Here is a 22,330-nt window from a genome sequence, read left to right as displayed (position 1 = left end):
CGGCTGGACGCCGATGGTGGTCCACCGCCGCACCAAAGCCGCTCGCCGCCGAGTTGAAACGCCCGCGGAAAAGCGCGGCGGCTGAGGCTGAAAATAAATTACCCCGGCCGCATGCCGAAGCAGAGGCGAAACCGGGGTGTCCATGGGTGTATATAAATGAAGACCCACCCTACCGCAACGGCCGCCTGATCCATGGCGCATATCGACGACATGGAGGCGGCGCTCTCCCTGGAGCGTTTCGGCCGTTACGTCACTTGGGCGGGCGGCGATCGGGAGCGCGCGCTCGAACTCTACACTCTGAACACCCAGGTCTCCGAGGCTCTTTATATCGCGCTGCAGACCTTGGAGATCAGCCTGCGCAACCGAATCCACAGTGCAATGGCGCTGACGAACGGTGAGCGGTGGTTCGAGCAGACGGACCTGATGCAAGTCCCCCACCAGGCGGCCCAGGTGGCCGACGCTATCGCCGAGCTTGAGGCCAATGGCAAGGAGCCCACTCCCGGTCGCATCGTGGCTGCGCTGAGCTTCAGCTTCTGGACCGCGATGTTTAGCCCGGCCTACGAGCAGCTGTGGCGTACCACGCTGCACGCGATCGCGACGCGAGACGGCAAGGGACTCGCCAGAAAGGACTTCTCCCGCCCTCTAACCCAAATCCGTTTGCTGCGTAACCGCATCGCACATCACGAGCCCATCCTGCATTGGGACCTCCGCCGGCATCACCAGGCGCTCAGGGACCTGACGAAGTGGCTTTCCCCGCCCGCTCACGCCTGGAGCGCCCCTCTGGATAGGTTCGAGGCCATCTACCCTGCCGAAGGCATCATCTTGGCCAGGGCCATCGTCGAAGAGTGAGAGGATGGTCGATAGAGACACGGTCAGGGTGGAGAAGAGGTGTTTTCAACCTCCTACCCCCGCAGCAGGCGGCTCATCGTCTTGAAGTGCGGGGTTTCGGCGTGGCGCATCCATTCATAGACCGCCATCTCGCAATTGGTGATGCCGATGCCCTCCATGCGCAGGCGGGCGAAGGCGAGGTCGACGTCACGGGGCCGGCGCGCACCGACGGCGTCGGCGACGACATGGACGTCGTATCCCGCGGCCTTCAGCCCGAAGGCGGATTGCAGCACGCAGATATGGGCCTCCAGGCCGGCGATGACGATCTGGCGGCGGGCCAAGGTCGCGAGCCGCGTGCGGACCGCCGGGATGGCCGCGACGCTGAAGGCCATTTTTTCCATGATCGCGCCGTCCGGGAGGTGGCGCGAGACCGCGGGCAGGGTGCCCCCCAGGCCGCGCGGATATTGCTCGAAGGCGAGGGCGGGCACCCCGAGATGCCGCGCGGCCTGGAGCAGGATGCCGGTGCGCGCCACGAGGCCCTCGGCATCGGGGATCACCGCGGCGAGCCGCTCCTGGATGTCGATGACCAGCAGCACGGACTGTGTCGGCGAGAGCAGTGCCAAGGGCCGTCCTCCCGGGTCACGCGATGGCCTTCGCCGTGCGCAGGCGTGAAATCTCGGCGGGACAAAAGCCCCAGTCCGCCAGCGCCGCATCGGTGTGCGCGCCGGGCTCCGGCGGCGGCGCCGGATGATCGGGGACGGTGCGGCTGAAGCGCGGCGCCGGGGCCGGCTGGCGCACGCCGTCGACCTCGATGAAGGTGCCCCGCGCCGCGAGATGCGGGTTGGCCAGGGATTCGGCGAGGGTGAGGACGGGCGCCACGCAGACGTCCTGCCCCGCCATCGCCGCCAGCCATTCCGCCCGCGTCTTGGTGCGGAACGCCGCGGCGAAGCGCGCGCGCAGCACCGGCCAGCCGGCGCGGTCGTGCTGATCGGGCAGGTCCGCGGCCGCGAGGCCGAGGAGCTTGAGGAGATTGCCGTAGAAGCGGCCTTCGATGGCGCCCACCGCCAGCAGCGCGCCATCGGCAGCCGCGTAGGAATCATACCAGGGCGCGCCGCCGTCATAATGGTTCTCGCCGCGCCGGTCGCCGATCAGCCCGGCGGCATAGAGGCCGTGGACGCTGGTGAGGAGGGAGGCGACGCCGTCCACCATGGCGGCGTCCACCACCTGCCCCTTGCCGGAGGCCCGCGCCTCGAGCAGCGCGCAGACGACGCCGAAGGCCAGATACATGCCGCCGCCGGCCATGTCGGCGAGGAAGTTCTGGGGCGGCGCGGGGAGCTGGCCTTCCCGCCCGATGCAGTGGAGCGCGCCGGAGATGGCGAGATAATTGATGTCGTGGCCCGCCGCCTGGGCCAGCGGCCCGTCTTGCCCCCAGCCCGTGATGCGCCCGTAGACCAGTCGCGGATTGGCCGAAAGGCAGGCCTCGGGCCCGAGGCCGAGCCGCTCCATGACGCCCGGGCGGAACCCCTCGATCAGGGCGTCCGCGCCTGCCACCAGGCGCAGGACGGCGGCGGCGGCGCCGTCCGCCTTCAGATCCATGGCCACCGAGCGGCGGCCCCGGTTCAGCGTGGCGAAGCGGGTCTCGCGCTTGAGACCGAGCTCCGGGGGATCGATGCGGTCGAGGCGCAGCACCTCCGCGCCCATGTCGGACAGCATCATGGCGCAGAAGGGCCCCGGCCCGATGGCGCCGAACTCGATGATTTTGATGCCGTGCAGCGGACCCAAGACGCTCTCCTTCAGATGGCGGCCTGCCGGACCGCGCCGGCCGCGACGAGCGCGGCGATCCGGCCTGCGTCGAAGGCGAGCACGTCGGACAGGATCTCGCTTGTGTGCTGGCCCAGGACGGGACCGGCGACCGGGGCGACCACCGGCGTTCCCGCGAGCCGGAAGGGGGGGGCCACGTTGGGGATCTCGCCGGCGGTGGGATGCGGGATGCGGCTGACCAGTCCGCGCGCCGCCATTTCCGGGGAGCGCATGGCCTCCGCGATGGTCTTCGGCACCCCTGCGGGGACGCCCGCCGATTGGAGGCGGGCGACCCAATCCTCCCGCGTCGAAGCCGCGAACAGGCCGTCGAGGAGCTGCGCCAGAGCGTGCCGGTTCTGCACGCGATCGCCGGCCGTGGCATAATCGGGGTGGCATAGGAGATCGGGCCGGGCGAGGGCTTCCGCCAGCTTGCGGAACAGGCCGTCATTGGCACAGCCGATATAGAAGGGTCCGTCGGCGGCGTGGAACATGCCCATGGGCGCGCTGTCCGCGCTCATATTGCCGAAGCGCAGCGGATTCACGCCCGACACCAGATAGCTCATGCCGTGGAAGCCCAGCATGTTCACCGCGGTGTCGAACAGCGCCACTTCGACATATTGGCCGCGCCCGGTGCGGGTGCGGGCGACGAGAGCGGCGAGCACCGCGTTCGCGGCCATCATGCCGGTCGACACGTCCATCACGGCGGGGCCGGTGCGGGTCGGTTCGATCTCCGGCTGGCCGTTCATGGACATGAAGCCGGTCTCGGCCTGAACCACCGGGTCGAAGCCCGCGCGTGCGGCGAGGCTCCCGGTGCGGCCATAGGCGGTGGCGGAGCAGTAGACGAGCCGCGGGTTGATTTCGGCGACGGCGTCATAACCGAGGCCGTAGCGGTCCATGATGCCGGTCGAGAAATTCTCCACCAGCACGTCCGCCTTGGCGACCAGTTCGCGCGCGACCTCCTGCGCCGCGGCCTGGCGCAGGTCCAGGCAGAGGCCCTTTTTGTTGCGGTTGAAGCCGAGGAAGGGTCCGCCTTCGCCGCCCACATGGGGCCGGAACTGGCGGAAGCTGTCGCCGCCGGGGGATTCGACCTTGATCACCTGCGCCCCGAGGTCGCCCAGCAGCATGGTGCAATAGGGCCCGGCGATGAAATGTGTGAAGTCCAGCACGCGGATGCCGGACAGGGCACCCTCCTCGCGGATGGTCATGTCGGGCCTCAGGTGCTGTGGGCGGTGAAGCTGACGGTGCCGGCGCGCGCGCGCCAGTCGGTGACCACGTTCACGACGGCGGTCCGCCCCCGCGCCACCTCGGCCGCCCCGCGTTCCAGAGCGGGGCGGATGTCCTCCGGCCGTTCGACAAACTCGCCGTGGCAGCCGAGGGCCTCGGCCATCCTGTCGAAGCGGGTATAGCCGAGGTCGCGGCCCGGCTTGGTGCGCTCCGGGTCGGCGGTCCAGCCGCCATTGAGGCTGATGACGACCAGGATCGGCAGGCCGTGGCGCACCGCAGTGTCCAGTTCCATCGCGTTGAGCCCGAAGGAGCCGTCGCCGTGGAGCACCAGCACCGTCTTGTCCGGCCGTGCCGCCTTGGCGCCGACGCCGAACGGAAGACCGACGCCCATGGTGCCGAACGGACCGGAATTCAGCCGATGGCCGGGCAGGTGGCTCGGAATGCTCTGCCGGCCATAGTTCAGGATTTCCTGCCCGTCGACGACGAGGATGGTCTGCGGGTCGATGATGTCGCGGATCTCCCGGCACAGGCGCAAGGGATGGATCGGTACCGCATCGGTCGAAAGCTCGGCTTCCGCGGCGGGCTTCTTCTTGTCCTCGATGGCCTTGAGGCGGTCGCGCCAGGGGGCGAACCGGTCGGGCGAAATCTGTCCGGCGACCGCCTGCGACAGCTGATCGACCACGAGTCCCGCGTCGCCGACGATGCCGAGGTCGACGCGCGCCGCGGACACGATCGCCTCGGGATCGGTGTTGATCATCACGAACGTCGCGTCGGGGGAGAAGCGCGGCGCCTTGCCCTGGCTGAAGACATAAGAGAGGCGGGTGCCGAGGACGAGCACCAGATCCGCCTCGCGATAGGCGGTGGAGCGTGCGAGCGGGAAACTGCCCGGTGCATCCTCCCGGGTGATGCCGCGGCCCTGGGGCGTGGTGTAGAGCGGGATCCCGGTCGCCTCCACGAAGCGGGCGAGCCGGTCGGCGGCGCCCGACCAGAGGATGCCGCTGCCCGACAGGAGGACCGGCCGCTTTGCGGCCTTCAGCAGCGCAAGGCACGATGCGATCGCCTCGGCGCTCGCGGCCGGCGGGCGGAGGTCGAGGGGGCGCGGCCACACGACATCCGCCTCCTCCACCGTGCCGTAGAGGACGTCGCCCGGCAGGTCGAGATAGACCGGCCCCGGCCGTCCGGCCATGGCTTCGCGGAAGGCGCGGGCGATCAATTCGGGGATGCGGCGGGTTTCGTGGACGCGCTCGGCCCATTTGGTCACCGGCCGCATGATGGCGAGCTGGTCGATCTCCTGAAACGAGCCGGTGCCGAACTCCGTCAGCGGGCTCGCGCCGCCGAGCGCCACGACCGGGGCGCAATCCACCAGCGCATTGGCGAGGCCGGTGGTGAGATTGATGGTGCCCGGCCCGGAGGCGCCGATGCAGAGCCCGGGCGTGCCGCGCATGCGGGCATAGGCCTGCGCCATCAGGGCGGCCGCCTGTTCGTGGCGCACGTCGATCAGCCGGACGCCGTGGTCGCGGGCGCAATTGAGGGCGTCGTTCATCGGCCCGCCCATGATGAAGAACGCCGTGTCGGCCCCGGCCTGCGCGAGTGCGCGGCCGACCAGCTCATAACCCCGAATGCCCATGACGGTGCGCCATCTCTGTCGTTGAACGCGGTGTCAGATGACGTCCGCCTGCTTCAGGCGGTCCAGCTCGTCCTGCGACAGGTCGAGCAGCGCGCCATAGACGTCCGCATTGTCGGCGCCGAGCAAAGGCGCGGCGGTGGCGGGAACCTGGGAGCCGGACATTTTCACCATGAAGCCGGGCATGGTGAAGGCGCCGCGCTCGGGATGGTCCACGGTGACGAAGGTGCCGCGGGCCCGCAGGTGGGGATCGCGCGACAGCTCCATGGTGTCGAACACCGCGCTCGCCGGGATGCCGGCTTCGCCGAACAGCGTCATGACCGTCCGCTTGTCGTGCCGCCGGGTCCATTCGGCGATGATGGCGTCCACCTCGCGATAATTCGCCTGCCTGTTCTTGGGGGTCGTGAAGCGCGCGTCGGTGAGCAGGTCTTCGCGGCCGATCACGGCGAGCAGCCGGTCCCAATGATGGTTGCCGGCGCGGGTGGTGTAGACGTAGCAATAATCGTTCGGACCGCCGCCCTTGCAGGGATAGACCTCGCTCGGGGAGGTGCCGGCGAGGATGCTCTGGTTGCCGGTGCGGGGCGCGGCCTTGCCGGAATTGGCCTGGGCGGCGAAGGCGATGCGGCCGAAATTGATCACTGCGTCCTGCATCGCCACTTCGATGCGCTGGCCCTCGCCGGTGACGCGCCGCTGGTAGAGCGCGGCCAGGATCCCGATGGCGCAGTGCAGGCCCGCGCCGGTGTCGGCGACGTTGAGGCCCGGCTTGATGGGGCGCCCGTCCGCCTCTCCGGTGATCGACAGGCTGCCGCCGGCCGCCTGGGCGACGGCGTCGAAGGCGAGATAATTCGCATACGGGCCCTCGGGCGCGAAGCCCTTGATCTGGGCATAGATGATCGCGGGATTGATCTCCTTCACCGCGTCATAGGAGAAGCCGAGCCGCTCGATGGCGCCGGGCGCGAAATTCTCGATCAGCACGTCGGCCTCGGCGATGAGCCGCCGGAACAGCGCGCGGCCCTCTTCGCTCTTCAGGTTGCAGGTGATGCTGCGCTTGTTGGCGTTGAGGATCAGGAAGAAGTTGGAATCGAGCCCGGCGGCGTCGGTGGTCGCCTTGCGGCCCTGCTCGCCCCGGCCGGGGGCCTCCACCTTGATCACCTCGGCGCCCAGCCAGGCCAGGGTCTCGGTGCAGACCGGCCCGGCCTCGAACTGGGTCAGGTCCACCACCCGCACGCCGGAGAGGGCGGCCCGCTTCGTCGCTTGGGCGCGCTCCGGCGCCTCGGTTCCGACCGCCGGGCCGGTGTCGCGGGCTTCGGCGCCGAGGGACATGTCGCGATCCTCCACTCTGATCCTCCTCCCATTTTTCCCAGCTGCGCGGCGCGGGACGTCCGTCTTCCGGGCCATAGGCGGGCCACGACGTCTTCGCCGCGCGGCGCGCGCTCTATTTGCTCCGGGGCCGGATTGAGCCGCCGATGCTCCGGCGCGACGCCGTTGGTTCATGGACAGTAGGGATCGGCGGCCGACAGGCCCAAGACCATTTGGTTATGTGCGCATAACGGAGGGGCATCGGCGGGCGCGCGGGCGGCACGGCCGCTCCCGCCCGTCCCGCCGGCAGGCCGGCCATGCCGTCTGGTTATCCGTGGATAGCGAAATCGTCTTAGGCGGGTCCGGCGCGGTTGCTTAGGGTTTCACGCATCGTCCGCACGAATACGTCCTGTTCGCGCGGGTGCCGCAAGAATTCAGGCCCAACTGCGCACGCAGGGCGCGTATTTCCATCTTCCGACCATCCGAATTGCAAAGCGCTGCGCGGGATGGGGAAGAGGCCGGACGCCGAACAAGGCGCGCAGCCCATAAGCGCGCCACATCCAAGGAGGCTTTCCATGGTGCGCTTCATCCTGGCGCTTTTTGCCGCCGCGCTCCCGTTCGCGCTCTCCGGCGCGCAGGCGGCGCCGTATCCGGAGCGGCCGATCCGGGTCCTCGTGCCCTATCCGCCGGGCGGCACGACGGACGTCATGGCGCGCGCCATGCAGGATCCTTTGTCCCGGTTGCTCGGCCAGCCCGTCGTCGTCGAAAACCGGGCGGGCGCCGCGGGGGCCATCGCCGCCCGCGAGGTCGCGAAGGCTACACCGGACGGCTACACGCTGCTGTTCAGCAATGACGGGCCGAGCGTGATCGCGCCGCTGCTGCAGAAGCAGGCCGGCTACGACGCCATGACCAGCTTCACCCCGATCTCCCTCGTCGCCACCCAGCCGATGATCCTGGTGGTGAACGGCGATCTTCCGGTCGACGACCTCGAGGGCTTCGTCGCCTATGCCAAGCGGCAGGAGAAGCCGTTGCTTTACGCCCATGCCGGCACCGGGTCCTCCGGCCATCTCTCCACCGAGCTGCTCGCCCAGACCGCGGGCATCCAGCTCAGCGCCGTGCCCTATAAGGGCTCGTCCGTGACCACGCTCGGCGTCATGAATGGCGAGGTCCAGGTGCTTCTCACCACCTCGACGCCGACCATGCTGGATTATATCCGCGCCGGGAAGCTGAAGCTGATGGGCATGTCCACTACGACGCCGGACCGGCTTCCGCCGGGAACGCCGCTGATCTCCGACATGTTCGCGGGCTTCAAGCAGGAGAACTGGTTCGGCCTCGTCGGTCCTGCGGGCCTTTCGCCGGACATCACGCAGAAGCTGAACGCCGCCATCCGCGACGTGGTCGCCCAGCCGGAGGTGAAGCGCATCTTCCTGGCCGCCGGCTTCATTCCCATGACCGGCAGCCCGGCCGAGCTGCAGGCCACCATCGTCGCCAGCTCCAAGCTCTGGCAGAGCGTCATCGCCGAGCGCGGCATCGCCGCCGACTGAGCGAGGTCCGCGCCGCACGCGGCGGATGCCGCCGCCCTCAGACCTCGAAGCCGAGGTCCGGGCGGCTCGGGCTTGCCCCCAAAGCGGCGATGAACGCGCCGGCCTCGCCGGGGTGCGGGCTGCCCGCCGTCACCGCCGCAGTATAGACCGTGCGCAGGTCGGCACCCGGCGGCAGATGGGCGACGAGGCGGATGCCGGGCGTGTTCAGGATTTCGGTCGCCTGGGTCGTGCCGATGGCGCCGGGAATGCCGCTCGCGGCCAGCGCGGCCATGGCCGTGGCGCCGTTGGGATAGACGCGCAGCCGCGCGTCCATCTCGCGCCGGATGCCGAGCGCGTCGAGGACGCAGGCGACATGCCGTCCGGCCGTCGAGGTCTCGATGTTCGGACAGAACAAAGCGGGCGCGGCCTGCAGCGCCGCGCGCAGCGCCTCCATGCTGGAGACGTCGGGCGCGGCCTCGTCCGCGCGCACGGCGACGGAGGTCGGCACCGCGCCGAGATCGACCGCGCTGCCCACCACCAGGAGCCCGTCCGCCTCAAGGTCGGCGATGAGCGCGCGCGTCAGGATCATGATGTCCGCAGCTTCGCCGCCGCGCAGCTTCGCCGCCATGTCGCCGACCGCGCCGAAGGTGCCCGTCACGTCGAACCCGCTCTGCGCCGTGAAAGCGGGGGCGGTCCTTCCGACCAGGGCTTCGGCGGCGCCGCCGCTGAGAATCCGCAAAGGCTTCACTGGCCGAGCTCCATGGCTTCGATGAGGGTGTCGCGGGTGAGCGGGAAGCGTGTCATCCGCATGCCGAGCGCGTCATGCACCGCATTCGCGATGGCGGCCCCCGTGGGCCCCTGCGAGGCTTCTCCGGCGCCCATGGGCGGTGCGTCGGGGCGGTCCAGAACATGCACCGCGACCGCCGGGACCTCGCTGAACCGCAGGATGGGATAGTCCTCCCAGCTCCGCGAGAGGATGCCTTCGGGGGAAAAATGCACCGCTTCCTTCAGCGCCCAGCTCGTCGCCTGGATGGCGCCGCCCTCGACCTGGTTGACGACGCCGTCATGGCTGATCACCTCGCCGACATCCACCACGACGAGAAGGCGGTTCACGCGCACCTCGTCCGTACAGGCGACATCCGCCACCACGGCGCAATAGGCGCCCGTATTCTTGTAGCGGGCGAACGCGAAGCCCTGTCCTTCGCCGTCCGCGCGCGGCGCCTCGCGCCAGCGGCCGAGGCGTGCCGCCTCCAGGATCACGGCGCGCGCCCGGTCGTCCGACAGATGGCGCAGGCGGAAGGCGACCGCATCCTCGCCCACGGCCAGAGCGGCTTCGTCCATCATGGATTCGATGGCGAACACATTGGCGAAGGCCCCGAGTGCCCGCATGGCCGAGGTGCGGATGGGCATGACGGTGAGCCGGTTGTTCGTCACGCACGCCGCCGGAATGTCGTAGAGCGGCATGGAATTGCGGTCGGCGCCGCCGCCGTTCGAGGCCGGCATGTTGATGGCGATCGGCCAGGGGGCGCCGCCCGAGACATGGGCCGCCGCACGCAGGGTCGAGGCCTTGCTGCGCCCAGGACGCATGCTGTGGCCATTGCTCCAGATGGTGTGGCGCCAGCCGCAGAGGCGCCCGCTCGCGTCGAGGTCCGCCTCCACATCGACGCGCATGGCGGGCGCGAAGGGGCCGCCGCCGAGTTCCTCGTCCCGGCTCATCTGGGCGCGCACGACGCGCCCCGGTGCCGCCCGTGCCAGAAGCGCGGCGTCGAGCGCCACGTCGTCGGCCGGATTGTGGCCGTAACAGCCGGCGCCCTCGACATGCTCCACCCGGATGCGCTCGGGCGGCAGACCGAAGACCACCGACAGGTCGGCCCGCAGATTGTAGATGCCCTGGCTGTGCGTCCAGACGCGGAGGATTTCGGCCTCGTCCGGCGACCAGAGGGCGAGCGCGCAGGACGGCGCCATGGAGCCGTGGGCGATGAACGGCTTCAAGAAGGACCGCGCCAGCGTTTGTACCGCCGGCTCGGCCGGGCCGCCGCGCTGCTCGACCACGGGAGCCACCGGCTGCGCGCGGAGCCAGTCGCCGAGCGTGGCCTCGTCGGGCAGGGGCGTCCCGCCTTCCCATCCGAGCTTTTCGCGCAGGCGCGCGGCCGCCTGGTCCACGCTGCGCTCGTCGTCGGAGAGCAGGCCGATGAAGGCGCCGTCCGCGACGAGTTGCACGCCGGGGCCGGCGAGGGCGGCAAGGTCCTGGTCCCGGCGGGGGCTGCTGCCGGTGCGCGGCGGAAGGACGACGCGCCCGTGCAGCATTCCCTCCGGCCGCATGTCATGGATGAATCGCGGGCGCCCGAAGACCTTGTCGGCGAGGTCGATGCGGGCGAGGTCGAGGCCGGTGCGCCGGACGGGGCGGACCCCCGCCGTCGCCGCGCGCTCGAGGGAAACGGCGTCTTCCAGTTCCCAATAGGACAGCCGGGCATTGCCGGGGCCGACGAAGGTGCCGTCCTCGAGGCCGAGAGCGCCGGCATCGGCGCCGAGGCGCAGGGCGGCCTCGGCGCGGAAGAGGTCGCGCACTTCGGCGCAGACATGGCGCAGCGCGCGGCCGCAATCCTGGATGGACTGGCTGCCGGACGTCACGCCCTCATCTGGGCTGTCGCCAGTGGCGGGGCGGACCATGCGGATGCGGGCCGGGTCCACCTCCAGCGCCTCGGCGGCCATTTTGAGCAAGGCGGTGGCGATGCCCTGTCCGATCTCGACCTTGCCGGGCAGGATGTCGATGCGGCCCTCGGCCCCGATGCGCACCCATTGGGAAAGCAGGGGATTGGCCGCGAGGCTCTTTGGCAAAGGCGGGGCGGCGGGCGCGTCGGTCACGGCGCCATCTCCGCGCTGGCGGCGAGGATCGCCCGGACCATGCGGTTATGGGCCCCGCACCGGCAGAGGTTGCGGTCGAGGGCCGCGCGGATTTCCGCCTCGCTCGGCCGTGCGACGCGCCGCAGCAAAGCCGCGGCGGAGATCAGGATGCCCGAAACGCAATAGCCGCACTGCATCGCCTGGTGTTTCAGGAAGGCGCGCTGCAACGGGTGCGGATCCTCTTCGCTGCCCAATCCCTCGACCGTGGTGACGGCTTTGCCCGCCACGGCCCAGAGCGGCGTGTCGCACGCCGCGACCGACTCCGTGCCGACCAGCACGCGGCAGGCGCCGCACGCACCCGCCCCGCAGCCGAACCGCGGACCCGAAAGTCCGAGATCCTGCCGCAGGATCGAGAGGAGGGGGATGTCCGCCTCGGCCGTGACGGTCCGGGGCGTGCCGTTGATCTCCAGGGCGTAGGTCGGCATTCGTCGCTCGGCCTCAATCCGCCGTGATGTTGAAGCGCGTGACGACGCTGCGCCACTTCTCAATGTCGGTCTTCAGATAATCTCCGAACTGCGCGGGCGTCATGATCAGAGGATAGGCGCCCTGCTTGGCCCATTCCGCCTTGACCGCGGGCTCGCTCATATACGCGACGATCTCCTTGTTCAGCCGGTCCACGATCGGCTGGGGCGTGCCGGCCGGCGCCATGATGCCGAGCCAGATGGAGGCCTCGAAGCCCTTCACGCCCGCCTGCTCCGCCGTGGGAACGTCCGGCAGCACGCTGCTGCGGGTCTTGCCGGTGGTCGCGAGCGCGACCGCCTTTCCGGCCCGCACCTGCGGCGCCATGGTGGTGACGGCGTCCATCATCATGTCCACCTGGCCGCTGATGAGGCCGGTGCGCGCATCGCCGCTGTTCTTGTAGGCGACATGCACGATGTCGACGCCGGTCATCGCCCGGAACAGCTCGGTCGCGAGATGGTAGGGCGTGCCCTGGCCGGAGGAGGCGTAATTCAGCTTGCCCGGCTCGGCCTTGGCGAGGGCGATGAAGGCTTCGAGCGTCTTCGCCTTCACGGACGGGTTCACGGCGATGACGAGATCGGAATAATTCACCGGCGAGACCGGGACGAAATCCTTCATCAACTCATAGGGCTTCTTGCGCAGCAGGGATTCGTTGACGGTCTGGGTGTTGGACATCATCAGGAGGGTGTAGCCGTCGGCGGGCGCCTTCGCCGCCTCCAGCGTGCCGATGACGCCACCCGCGCCGGTCTTGTTCTCGATGATCACCGACTGCTTGAACACGTCCTGAAGGCGCGCGCCGATGAAGCGGGCATAGGTGTCCGCCGGGCCGCCGGGACCGAAGGGCACCACGATGCGGATCGACCGGTTGGGATAATCCTGCTGCGCGAAGGCGGCAGGGGCGACGAAGGCGCTTGCGAGAAGCGCAAGGCTGAGCGTGGCGCGGCGGAACATGGGTCTCCTCCCTTTATGTTTTCCGAGGTCCGGAGGCGCCGGGCTGACCTGCCCGGCGTGCCGTCTCCAATTCTTGTGCCTGCGTGCCGGCTTTCCGGCGCCGGTCCGCGTTACGCGAAGCGGTTGGTCAATTCGCCGATGCCGCTGATGGACAGCTTCACGACATCGCCCGACTTCAGGAATTTCGGCGGCTTGAAGCCGATTCCGACCCCGGAGGGGGTGCCGGTGGCGATGATGTCGCCAGGCTCCAGCGTCATGCCGGCCGAGATCGTCTCGATGAGCGAGGGGATGGTGAAGATGAGGTCGCGGGTGTTCGCGTTCTGCCGCAATTCGCCGTTCACCCAGGTCTTCACGTCGAGATTTTCCGCGTCCAGCGCGTCCGCCGTGGTGATCCAGGGACCCATGGGGCAGAAGGTATCGAGCGATTTTCCGATGAACCACTGCTTGTGGCTCTTCTGCAGATCGCGGGCGGTGACGTCGTTGACGATGGTGTAGCCGAAGATGTGCGAAAAGGCGTCGGCCGCCTTGATGCCTTTCCCGCCGCGGCCGATGACGAGCGCGAGCTCCACCTCGTAATCGATGGAATCGGTGACGCCGGGATGGGTGTCGACCTCCGCATCGGGGCCGATCACCGTGCTCGCGGGCTTGGTGAAGACGGCGGGATGGGTGTCGATCTCCGCGCCCGCGACGGCGCCGGCCTCGAACCCGCTGAGCGCGAATTCCTTGGCGTGGTCGCGGTAATTCTTGCCCACGCAGATGATGTTGCGGCGCGGGTGCGGGATCGGGGCCAGCAGCCTGACGCGCGACAGCGGCACGCTGTCTTCGCCCGCGAGGGCGCCGGCGATTTCGTCCCAGCGGACGATCGCGTCCAGCATGTCGGCGGCCGCGATGGGCTGAATGCTCGTTTCGTCGTCCGAGACGAGGCCGACGCGAACGGTGCCGCCGAGGTCGTAGGTGGCGAGTTTCATAATCGTCCTATTGGTTCACCAATTTCGTACTTCTTGATATTGGTTCAGCACTATATGCCGGAATGGCGGGGTGTCCACCAGAGAATGGTCGAAAAGGCCTTGTTCACGGCCAAAATTGGTGTACCAATTTGCCGATTGGAGACAGGCATGTCGAACCACACTGCGCGTGTTCACGCCTTCCTGGAGCAGGCGCTCGCGGCCGGAGGCTATGCGGCGGGGGCGAAGCTGCCCACGGAGCGGGATCTGTCCGAACGGATCGGCGTTCCGCGCAGCGCGGTGCGCGACGCGCTTTCCGTCTTGGAGGCGCGGGGGGTGGTGACGCGCCGCGTCGGCAGCGGCACCTATGTCGCCGAGACCGCTGCGCCGGCACCGTCCGGGCGGCCGAGCGAGGTGAGCCCAGCCGAAATCATGGCCGCGCGCCTGGTGGTGGAACCGCGCCTCGCGCTGCTCATCGTCACCCATGCGACGGCGTCCGACTTCGAGGCCATGGATGCCTGCAACCGGAAGGCGGAGGCGGCCGCAGACTTCGAGACCTTCGAACGGTACGACGCCGCGCTCCATCAGGTCATGGCGGAGGCGACGCACAACCGGCTCATCGTCGACCTGTACCGGGAGGTGACGGAGGCGCGCGACCGGACGGAATGGGGCGACCTCAAGCGGCGCAGCATCAATGCCGCGCGGCGGGCGACCTACCAGGGCGACCACCGCCGGATCGTCGCGGCCTTGCGCGCGCGCGATGCCGTGGCGGCCGAGCGCGCGATCGAGGAGCATTTGAAGACGGTGCGCAGCAATCTCCTCGAAGGATAGCGAAGGCCGGCCAAGACCGGCCTCTTCGGGCCGAGCGGGCCGGCGCCGATGTCCCGTGACAAGCGCGGGTAAAAATGTGCTAGCTAGCCGCCATGAGTGACCGTGCGGACAGTTCGATGGAGCAGGACGGCCGGGGCGTCGCGAGCGGCGCTTTCGATGCGGCGATGCAGGTGGGGACCCGTCTGCGGCATGCCCGCCTCACCATCGGGGCACGGCTGAAGGATGTGGCGGAGGCGGCGAGCTGCTCGGAAAGCCTGCTGTCCAAGCTCGAGAACAACAAGATCCGGCCGTCGCTCAACATGCTCTCGCGGATCTGCGACGCGCTGAACCTGACGATCGGCCAATTGTTCGAGACGCCGGATTCCGAGCAGACCGTGGTGGTGCGGGAGGATGCGCGCGTCGTGGTCAATCTCGACCCCGTCCAGGGCAAGGGCATGCGCATGGAGCGCCTGATCCCCTACACCAAGGGCCATCTGCTGCAGAGCACGATGCACATCATCGCCCCAGGCGGCGGCAGCGAGGGCGTCGTGACCCATGACGGGGAAGAGGTCGGCTATCTTCTTTCGGGCGCGATAGAGTTGCTGCTTGGCGACAGGGTGTTCCGCATCAATGCCGGGGATTCCTTCATCTATCGCTCCGAAATCCCGCACGGCTATCGCAATGTGGGGGACGAAGAGGCGCGGATCATCTTCGTAAACACGCCGCCGACTTTTTAATCTCCACTCGCTCTGCTGAAAATTTTTGCGCGCTCATTCTCCGGGCACTGGCCGGTGACGAGGGGCTGCGCACGGCTGCACGATCGGCTGCCCGATCCCTGCCCGTGCCCGCGCCGGCCTGCCCAATTATTGGGTTTCTCTGCACTTTCCTTATTATCAAGTCACTTGAAACAGTGGTCGCTTGGAGTCACGCTTCTCTTCGGACAGCCCTGCGGCGGGCATTCGGTCAACGGAGACAGGCATGGCGGAAGAACTGCTCATCGACCAGGAAATGGATGTGGCGCACGGCGTGTACCAGCCCTATGGCTGGCACCATTGGCCCAAATATCCCTGGATGAGCTACCAGTTCCGCCGCGCTTTGGGCGAGACTCAGGAAGGCGGCGGCACCGTGTCCGAATGCTTCCTGGCCGCCAGCCGCATGATCCCCGGCGACAAAGAGAGCTGGCACGCGGAATGGAAGCGGATCGCCGACTTCAATCAGGAGCGCGGCGATGCGGAATTCGCCAAGGGGCACCTGCGCACCGCGATGAATTGCTGGCTGCGCGCCGCCAATTATTACCGGCACACCGAGTTCTGGCTGGAATATGCCGACCCCCGCCGGCTCGAGGCCTTCACCGATATGGAGGAATGCTCGCGCAAATTCATCCAGAATCTGAGCCCGGCCGGGGAGGTGCTCCAGATCCCCTATGAGGACGGCAAGACGCTGTTCGCCTATTTCGTCCGCGCGCCGTTCGACAGCGGCAAGCAGCCGGTCCTCATCTGCATGGGCGGGCTCGATTCCATCAAGGACGAGATGTGGTTCATGCAGGCCCATGGCGCCCTCCAGCGCGGCATTTCGGTCCTGATGATCGACGGCCCCGGCCAAGGCGGAACGCTGCGCCGCCACGGCATCCCGACCCGGCCCGATTACGAAGTCCCGATCGGCAAATGCGTCGACTATCTGCTGACGCGCGACGACATCGACCCGTCGAAGATCGCGGTCTGCGGCTCCTCCCTCGGCGGCTTCTACGCCGCGCGCGCCGCCTGCTACGAGCACCGCCTCGCCGCCGCCATCTCCCACGGCGCGATCTGGTCGATCCCGGAATTGTGGGAGGGCGCGAAGGAAGACCACGGCCTCGCCGACCATATCAAGACCGTGTTCGGCGCGGGCTCGATGAAGGAGGCCATGGAAAAGGCGCAGCCCTTCGTCCTGGAAGGCCATCTCGACAAGATGAAATGCCCCTACCTCATCGTCCATGGCGGGCATGACGTGCTCGGCGTCGCCGCGGCCCAGAAGGTCGCGGACTATGCCGGCGCCAAGGGCGTCGACGTCACGCTGCGCTTCGTCACCGAGGAGGAGACCGGCGCCGACCATTGCCAGCACGACAATCCCACGATCGGCCAGGAGCTGATGGCCGACTGGCTGGTGGACGTGTTCGGCATCGACGAGCGCGCGCTGCGCAAGACCATCATCAATCCCTTGATTTGATGCGGACGGACCCGAGCACCTCGTTACGGAGAACGCCAATGTCCTATGTCGATGGTTACGATGACGCCTATCATTCGATGACCTGGATGGGCCCGAAGGGCTATCCGGAAGGCGGAAATTCGGGGCGGTGCTACTTCACCGGCCTGCTCGGCATGTACCGTCTCTTCGGCGAGCAGGACGTGCTGTTCGCCGACGGCACGTCGGGCGACGGCTTCTCCTTCCGCTGGACCCATGTCTGGGGTGCCCCCGCCTTCAATGGCGGGGCCGGGCCGTTCCACGAAATCTGGGAATACACGACGCAGTCCTTGGGCTTCAAAGGCCATTGGGAAGAGGATCACGAGAACGGCTTCGACGAAGCCTTTGCCAAGCTCTGCGGCCTCGTCGACCGGGGCATTCCGGTTCAGGTGGGGCTGCATTATTCGCTGATGCTGCCGATCGGCGCGAAGACCTCGCCCCGCCTGAAATTCCAGCACGAGACGATGGGCAAGAGCGGCTTCGGCCACCATGTGGTGGTCGCCGGCTATGATCTCGCGGCGGGCACCGTCACCATCTTCGAGCCCAACGACATCATGCCGAATTCCCGCTACGACGCGCCCATCGGCGTGTTCCGCGAGGCCTGGACCCAGGCGAAGCAGCGCGGCCCCTCCGGCTATGAGCCATGGGAACATCACCACCCGTTCGGCGGCGAGTGGAGCCTGCACGACGGCTACGGCCCCTTCCTCATGGTGTGGGTGGAGCCGGGCAGGGACCCCGAATGGGACATTGCCGGGTCGATCCGGCACTCTTTCCGCCGCAACATGAAGATCCTCTGCGGCGATTATCCCAAGCCCTACGCGCTGTTCGGCAATCAATGGCAGATCCCGCGCTTCGAGACGGGGGCGCCGGGCATGGCGGCCTTCGCCGAGAAGATCCGCAAGGGCGAGGTCGGCGACGTGCTCGCGCCGAGCGGCGAGTTGCGGCCGCTGTTCCTGCGCGGCCAGATCCCGAACCACGGCGTGCTCGGCCGGGCGGGGGCGGCGGGCTATCTGCGCCGCGTGACCCGCGAACTGGGGATACGCGGCCTCAAGACGGCCGATGCCGCCGCGGCGGCGGACATGATGCAGAAGTCCTCCGACACGTTCCGGGTGCTGCGGTACGAGGCAGACCTCAAAAAGGCGGGCGAGATCCTGTCGCAGATCGCCGACATGGAACTTTCGGCCCTCAACAGCATGGTCCGCGCCTGGGCCGAGGTGAAGCACATCACCGAAGCGGCGCCCAAGCAGCAGGGGATCGCCGCGGAATAGCCGGTCCACCCCAGCGGGGGGATCTCCCCCCGTCCCAATTGTCAACCATCCTTCCAGAGGAACAACAAATGACGATCAGGGGCGCGTTACTCGGTCTTTTCATGGGGATTGCGGCGGTCGGATCGGCCGCGGCCCAAGCTGTCGATACCTATACCGTCAAACTGGTGGCCGGCACGCCGGGCTACGATCATATCCAGCCCTTCATCGCCGAATACCTGAAGCTCTGGGACAAATACGGGGTCAAGGTCGAGTTCATCGGCGGCAATTATCAGCGGTCCAACCAGCTGATGGCGATCGGCGACTATGATGTCGGCTACAACCAATATGCCAGTGCGCTGCGCTATCTGTCGGCCGGCATCGAGAACGTCATCGTCGCCGCATCCTCGGCCAATTGCGCGCTGATGGTTTCCTCGCCGAACGTGAAGTCCTGGGCGGACCTGAAGGGCAAGCGCATCGGCATCGTCACCAAGTTCGACGTCCAGTATCTCACCCTCATCCATGAGATTCTGCCGCGCTTCGGCCTCTCGGAGAAGGACGTCCAGCTCGCCCTGGTGCCGGTGCCGGAAGTGGCATCCGCGCTCTTGACCGGCGACATCGCCGCGGCCTTCCCGTTCGAGCCCTACGGCACGAACGCCATCGACAAGGGCGCCAAGCTCCTTCTGGCCGCCGACGACCTCGTGGACAAGAAGAAGCTCGATTCCGACATGCTCCGGAACGGCCTCGTCATGACCAAGAAGTTCGCCAAGGAGCACCCCGAACTCGCCAAGCGCATCGTGTGGGCGCATCTCGACGCCGTCCACATCATGAAGACCGACAAGAAGCTCGGCATGGAAGTGCTGAAGCATTACGTGCCGAAAATGGACAGCAAGCTGCTGGAACAGGCCTATGACAATTGCGGGTGGACCTATGATGCGCCCCCCAAGGTCTGGATCCAGGCGCTGCTCGGCTGGATGGCCGAGGACAAACTCCTTCAGAAGCCGATCAAATACGAGGATGCCGTCGATCTCTCCATGGCCGAGAGCTATCCCGGCTATCCCGGCTACGAGAAGCTGAAGAAGTGAGGCGCGCGGCATGGTGATCATCGAGAGCCTCAACAAGAAATACGGCAACCAGGGCGCCGAGGTGTCGGCGCTCGTGGACATCAACCTCAAGATCGAGGACGGCGACTTCGTCTGCCTCCTCGGTCCCTCGGGATGCGGGAAATCCACCCTGCTCAAGATCGTCGCCGGGTTGATCCCGGCGACCTCCGGCCGCCTCACCATCGACGGCGCGGTGGTGAGCGGTCCCGGACCCGAGCGGGCCGTGGTGTTCCAGGATTACGCCTTGTTCCCCTGGATGAGCGTCCGGGAGAATGTCGAGTTCGGCCTCCAGGCGCGGGGCCGTCCGGCGAAGGAACGGCGCGAGATCGCCGACCGGCTGCTGAAGACCGTCGGCCTCGCCGACTTCGCGACCCGCTTTCCCCATCACCTCTCCGGCGGCATGAAGCAGCGCGTGTCGATCGCCCGCGCGCTGGCGGTCAATCCCTCGCTGCTGCTGATGGACGAGCCGTTCGGCGCGCTCGACGCCCAGACCCGCGAGACGCTCCAGGACGAGTTGCTGCGGATCTGGCGCGACTACAAGAAGACCGTGATCTTCGTGACGCACTCCATCGAGGAGGCGCTCTACCTCTCCGACCGGATCGTCGTGATGACCGCGCGGCCCGGCCGCATCAAGCAGATCGTCACCATCGACGAGCCGCGGCCGCGCGACATGACGAGCGAGACCATGGGCCGGCTGCAGCGCGAGGTGCGCGCGGTGCTCGGCGAGGAAATCAACCGGGCGGCCGAGCTGGAACAGGCCGACATGATGGCGGAGGCGTGAGAATGGCCATGATGGCATCCTCCAAATCGGCCGCGGTGACCGCCCAGGCCGGTCCGGCCCGGCGGGCGTTCCGCCTCCGGCTGCCGAGCCGCGAGCGCCTGCTCGGCCTCGGCACCATCGCGGCCTTTCTCTTGCTCTGGCAGGTGGTCTATTCGCTGGCTTTGATGCCGAAATGGGCCTTCCCCTCGCCCTGGCAGGTGGTGCTCGCCTTCTACGAACTCTCCCTCAACGGCGTGCTGCTGACGAACACCGCGGCGAGCGTCGGGCGGCAGATTTCCGGGGTCGCGCTGGCGGCTCTGGTCGGCATCCCGGCGGGCCTCGTGATGGGCGCGTCGCCCACCGTGCGCGCCGCCTTCCTGCCGCTCTGCCGGATGCTCTATCCGATCCCCGGCATCGCCTGGATCCCGCTGGCGATCCTGTGGTTCGGCATCGGCTTCACCTCGACCGTCTTCGTGATCTTCTTCTCCGGCATCTGGTCGATCATGTTCAACACCATGACCGGCGTGCAGACGCTGTCGGGCCAATATACCGAAGTCGCGAGGGTCTATCTGGCGTCCCGCAGCCTCTATACGCGGCGCATCCTGATCCCCGGCTCGCTGCCCTACATCATCACCGGCATGCGGCTCACCTACGGGGTCGGCTGGCGCGTGATCGTGGGGGCGGAGATGATCTCCTCGATCACCGGCCTCGGCTTCCTCATCGACGACGCCCGCTGGCAGCTCCGGCCGGACATCATGATCTGCGGCATGATCACCATCGCCATGATCGGATGGGTCTCGGAGAATTGGTTCTTCGACTGGGTGGAGCGAAAGACCGTCGAGCGCTGGGGCATGAAGACCGTCTGACGCCCGCGCCGCTTATCCCATCCCGCGGAAGCCCGGTGTCGCGCGACGCTGGCTTCCGCGCGCCCCGCATTTCCCTGGAGACCTCCCATGGCCGATTCCGAAGCCAAGCTGATCGATGCCGTCGCAACCGATTCGGCGCCGCATTACGAGCCGTATGGCTGGCACCATTGGCCGGACTTTCCCTGGCCGTCCTACCAGTATCGCCGCGCTTTGGGCGAGACGCAGGAGGGCGGGGGCACGGTCTCGGAATGCTTCCTCGCCGCGAGCCGGATGATCCCCGGCGACTATGACAGCTGGCACCGCGAATGGATGGTCGTCGCCGACAACAATTTCCGGCGCGGCGAAGCGGAGGAGGCCAAGGGCCACATCCAGACCGCCATGAACTGCTATCTGCGCGCCGCGGACATGTATCGCTCCGCCGAATTCTGGCTCGACCCCGACGATCCGCGCCGCATGCCGACCTTCGAGCAGGCGGAGCTCTCCACGCGGCGCTTCCTCGAATATACCGTGCCGAAGGGGGCGTTCGTCGAGGTGCCCTACGAGGAGGAGGGCAAGCCGATGTACGGCTATTTTCTCCGCGCGCCCTACGACACCGGCAAACAGCCGGTGCTGATCTCCTTCGGCGGCCTCGATTCCTACAAGGACGAGCTCTGGTTCATGACCGGACGCGGCGCGCTTCAGCGCGGCATCTCCGTGCTGCTGATGGACGGGCCGGGGCAGGGGGCGACGCTGCGCCGGCACGGCATTCCCAACCGCTACGATTATGAGGTGCCGGTCGGAAAATGCATCGACTGGCTCGCCACCCGCGACGATGTCGATATGAGCCGCATCGCCGTCTCCGGCTCCTCGCTGGGCGGCTATTATGCCGCACGGGCCGGGGCGATGGAGCCGCGCCTCGCCGCCGCTATTTCGCATGGCGGCGTGCTCAGCCTCTACGAGCGCTACAAGGACCGGGCCGAGGATCACGGCCTTGCCGGCCATATGAAGTGGGTGTTCGGCACGTCGTCCATGAAGGGCGTCGCGGAGAAGACCAAGGATTTCGACATGCGCGGCGTGTTCGAGAATATGAAATGCCCGTATCTGATCCTGCATGGCGGGCACGACGTGCTCGGCGTCGAGGCGGCGCGCCAGGGCTATGACTATGCCAAGGCGGCCGGCGTCGACGTCACCCTGATGCTGGTGGAGGCCGACATGACCGGCGCCGAGCATTGCCAGCACGACAATCCGACCTTGGGCCAGGAATTGATGATCGACTGGCTCGCGGACCGGTTCGGGCTCGACCAGACGCAATTGGCCAAGCACCCGATCGCCTGAGCCGCGGCAGGGTGAGGCCGTCGGCGTCGATCATCGGCGCGACGGCCTGGAGCGGGCGGCGGTTTCGGCGGTTTGGGGATGTTTGGAATTTCAGACGCGAGAAAGCCCCGGGCGTGTTTTGCGCACCGGGGCTTTGTCGTTGGCTCGTGTTTATGGGCATTGTTTTGCGTTTTATTCCGTCATGTCCTTTGCAGGCCTGGCAGCGACCTACTCTCCCGCGTCTTGAGACGAAGTACCATTGGCGCAGAGAAGTTTAACGGCCGAGTTCGGGATGGGATCGGGTTCAGGCTCCTCGCAATAGCCACCAGGCCGGCGAAGGACATGAGGAATGAAGCTGGTCTTTGGGCTTTCCGGATCGGGGCCTTGCCCGGATCGGGAGTTTTGCCCGGATTGTCGTGTCCTGGCTGTGCCATGGACATCGAGGATGAGAACGATCAAGCCAATCGAGCGATTAGTA

The 22,330-nt window shown here is 67.6% G+C and carries 20 protein-coding genes and 1 rRNA gene; 10 read left to right on the top strand and 11 right to left on the bottom strand.

Annotation, left to right across the window (positions count from 1 at the left end; all coding sequences use genetic code 11):
- Window positions 1–192 precede the first annotated feature (192 nt).
- Complete coding sequence (locus EDC64_RS13285) at window positions 193–849, top strand: Abi family protein (RefSeq protein ID WP_132032096.1); 657 nt, start codon at window positions 193–195, stop codon at window positions 847–849.
- Between the two features lie 53 nt (window positions 850–902).
- Here the strand turns inward: EDC64_RS13285 and EDC64_RS13280 are convergent, their stop codons facing one another.
- Genes EDC64_RS13280 through EDC64_RS13260 form a run of 5 tightly spaced genes read right to left on the bottom strand, consistent with a single transcriptional unit; the run spans window position 903 to window position 6,799 of the window.
- Window positions 903–1,451, bottom strand: coding sequence for an isochorismatase family protein (locus EDC64_RS13280; RefSeq protein WP_132032094.1), 549 nt, complete (start codon window positions 1,449–1,451; stop codon window positions 903–905).
- A 16-nt stretch (window positions 1,452–1,467) separates the two neighbouring features.
- Window positions 1,468–2,610: a CaiB/BaiF CoA transferase family protein gene (locus tag EDC64_RS13275; RefSeq protein WP_132032092.1), complete on the bottom strand. Its 1,143-nt coding sequence runs from the start codon at window positions 2,608–2,610 to the stop codon at window positions 1,468–1,470.
- Between the two features lie 11 nt (window positions 2,611–2,621).
- On the bottom strand, window positions 2,622–3,833 hold the full coding sequence (locus tag EDC64_RS13270; RefSeq protein WP_132032090.1) for a CaiB/BaiF CoA transferase family protein: 1,212 nt from the start codon (window positions 3,831–3,833) through the stop codon (window positions 2,622–2,624).
- Window positions 3,834–3,841: 8 nt separating this feature from the next.
- Window positions 3,842–5,479: a thiamine pyrophosphate-binding protein gene (locus EDC64_RS13265; RefSeq protein WP_132032088.1), complete on the bottom strand. Its 1,638-nt coding sequence runs from the start codon at window positions 5,477–5,479 to the stop codon at window positions 3,842–3,844.
- 33 nt (window positions 5,480–5,512) lie between these two features.
- Window positions 5,513–6,799, bottom strand: coding sequence for a CaiB/BaiF CoA transferase family protein (locus tag EDC64_RS13260; protein ID WP_165933759.1), 1,287 nt, complete (start codon window positions 6,797–6,799; stop codon window positions 5,513–5,515).
- Window positions 6,800–7,350: 551 nt separating this feature from the next.
- On the opposite strand from EDC64_RS13260, the gene EDC64_RS13255 reads away from it, so the two are divergent.
- A complete protein-coding gene (locus EDC64_RS13255) occupies window positions 7,351–8,319 on the top strand; it encodes a Bug family tripartite tricarboxylate transporter substrate binding protein (protein WP_165933758.1) in 969 nt (322 codons plus the stop codon).
- Between the two features lie 37 nt (window positions 8,320–8,356).
- Here the strand turns inward: EDC64_RS13255 and EDC64_RS13250 are convergent, their stop codons facing one another.
- From EDC64_RS13250 to EDC64_RS13230, 5 genes are all read right to left on the bottom strand, one after another.
- On the bottom strand, window positions 8,357–9,046 hold the full coding sequence (locus tag EDC64_RS13250) for a substrate-binding domain-containing protein (RefSeq protein WP_132032082.1): 690 nt from the start codon (window positions 9,044–9,046) through the stop codon (window positions 8,357–8,359).
- Entirely contained in the window at window positions 9,043–11,163 is a 2,121-nt protein-coding gene (locus EDC64_RS13245) for a molybdopterin cofactor-binding domain-containing protein (protein ID WP_245504689.1), read from the bottom strand. Before EDC64_RS13245 ends, EDC64_RS13250 begins: the two co-directional genes overlap by 4 nt.
- Window positions 11,160–11,627 (bottom strand): (2Fe-2S)-binding protein, encoded by a 468-nt coding sequence (locus tag EDC64_RS13240; protein WP_132032080.1) that lies wholly within the window; start codon window positions 11,625–11,627, stop codon window positions 11,160–11,162. Before EDC64_RS13240 ends, EDC64_RS13245 begins: the two co-directional genes overlap by 4 nt.
- 13 nt (window positions 11,628–11,640) lie before the next feature.
- Window positions 11,641–12,612, bottom strand: a complete 972-nt coding sequence (locus EDC64_RS13235) for a Bug family tripartite tricarboxylate transporter substrate binding protein (RefSeq protein WP_132032078.1) — start codon at window positions 12,610–12,612, stop codon at window positions 11,641–11,643.
- Window positions 12,613–12,722: 110 nt separating this feature from the next.
- The gene (locus EDC64_RS13230) at window positions 12,723–13,580 is read right to left on the bottom strand and encodes a fumarylacetoacetate hydrolase family protein (RefSeq protein WP_132032076.1); all 858 of its coding nucleotides are present in this window, start codon (window positions 13,578–13,580) and stop codon (window positions 12,723–12,725) included.
- A 147-nt stretch (window positions 13,581–13,727) separates the two neighbouring features.
- On the opposite strand from EDC64_RS13230, the gene EDC64_RS13225 reads away from it, so the two are divergent.
- The 8 genes from EDC64_RS13225 to EDC64_RS13195 all read left to right on the top strand — a co-directional run bounded on the left by EDC64_RS13225 (window position 13,728) and on the right by EDC64_RS13195 (window position 21,873).
- Complete coding sequence (locus EDC64_RS13225) at window positions 13,728–14,387, top strand: FadR/GntR family transcriptional regulator (protein WP_132032074.1); 660 nt, start codon at window positions 13,728–13,730, stop codon at window positions 14,385–14,387.
- A gap of 92 nt (window positions 14,388–14,479) precedes the next feature.
- Window positions 14,480–15,103, top strand: coding sequence for a cupin domain-containing protein (locus EDC64_RS13220; RefSeq protein WP_245504688.1), 624 nt, complete (start codon window positions 14,480–14,482; stop codon window positions 15,101–15,103).
- A gap of 241 nt (window positions 15,104–15,344) precedes the next feature.
- Complete coding sequence (locus EDC64_RS13215; protein ID WP_132032072.1) at window positions 15,345–16,571, top strand: alpha/beta hydrolase family protein; 1,227 nt, start codon at window positions 15,345–15,347, stop codon at window positions 16,569–16,571.
- Between the two features lie 38 nt (window positions 16,572–16,609).
- Window positions 16,610–17,854, top strand: a complete 1,245-nt coding sequence (locus EDC64_RS23560; RefSeq protein ID WP_165933757.1) for a BtrH N-terminal domain-containing protein — start codon at window positions 16,610–16,612, stop codon at window positions 17,852–17,854.
- A gap of 68 nt (window positions 17,855–17,922) precedes the next feature.
- Window positions 17,923–18,915: an ABC transporter substrate-binding protein gene (locus EDC64_RS23555; protein ID WP_165933756.1), complete on the top strand. Its 993-nt coding sequence runs from the start codon at window positions 17,923–17,925 to the stop codon at window positions 18,913–18,915.
- 10 nt (window positions 18,916–18,925) lie between these two features.
- Window positions 18,926–19,714 (top strand): ABC transporter ATP-binding protein, encoded by a 789-nt coding sequence (locus tag EDC64_RS13205; protein WP_132032070.1) that lies wholly within the window; start codon window positions 18,926–18,928, stop codon window positions 19,712–19,714.
- A gap of 2 nt (window positions 19,715–19,716) precedes the next feature.
- Entirely contained in the window at window positions 19,717–20,559 is an 843-nt protein-coding gene (locus tag EDC64_RS13200) for an ABC transporter permease (protein ID WP_132032068.1), read from the top strand.
- An 87-nt stretch (window positions 20,560–20,646) separates the two neighbouring features.
- Entirely contained in the window at window positions 20,647–21,873 is a 1,227-nt protein-coding gene (locus tag EDC64_RS13195) for an alpha/beta hydrolase family protein (RefSeq protein ID WP_132032066.1), read from the top strand.
- 194 nt (window positions 21,874–22,067) lie between these two features.
- On the opposite strand, the gene rrf is transcribed toward EDC64_RS13195, so the two are convergent.
- Window positions 22,068–22,182 (bottom strand): 5S ribosomal RNA (rrf, locus tag EDC64_RS13190).
- Window positions 22,183–22,330 lie beyond the last annotated feature (148 nt).

The sequence above is a fragment of the Aquabacter spiritensis genome (assembly GCF_004346185.1).
In the GTDB taxonomy this organism is placed as follows: domain Bacteria; phylum Pseudomonadota; class Alphaproteobacteria; order Rhizobiales; family Xanthobacteraceae; genus Aquabacter; species Aquabacter spiritensis.
The sequence above is the reverse complement of the archived record's forward strand: the minus strand, read 5'-3'. Positions and strand labels throughout refer to the sequence as shown.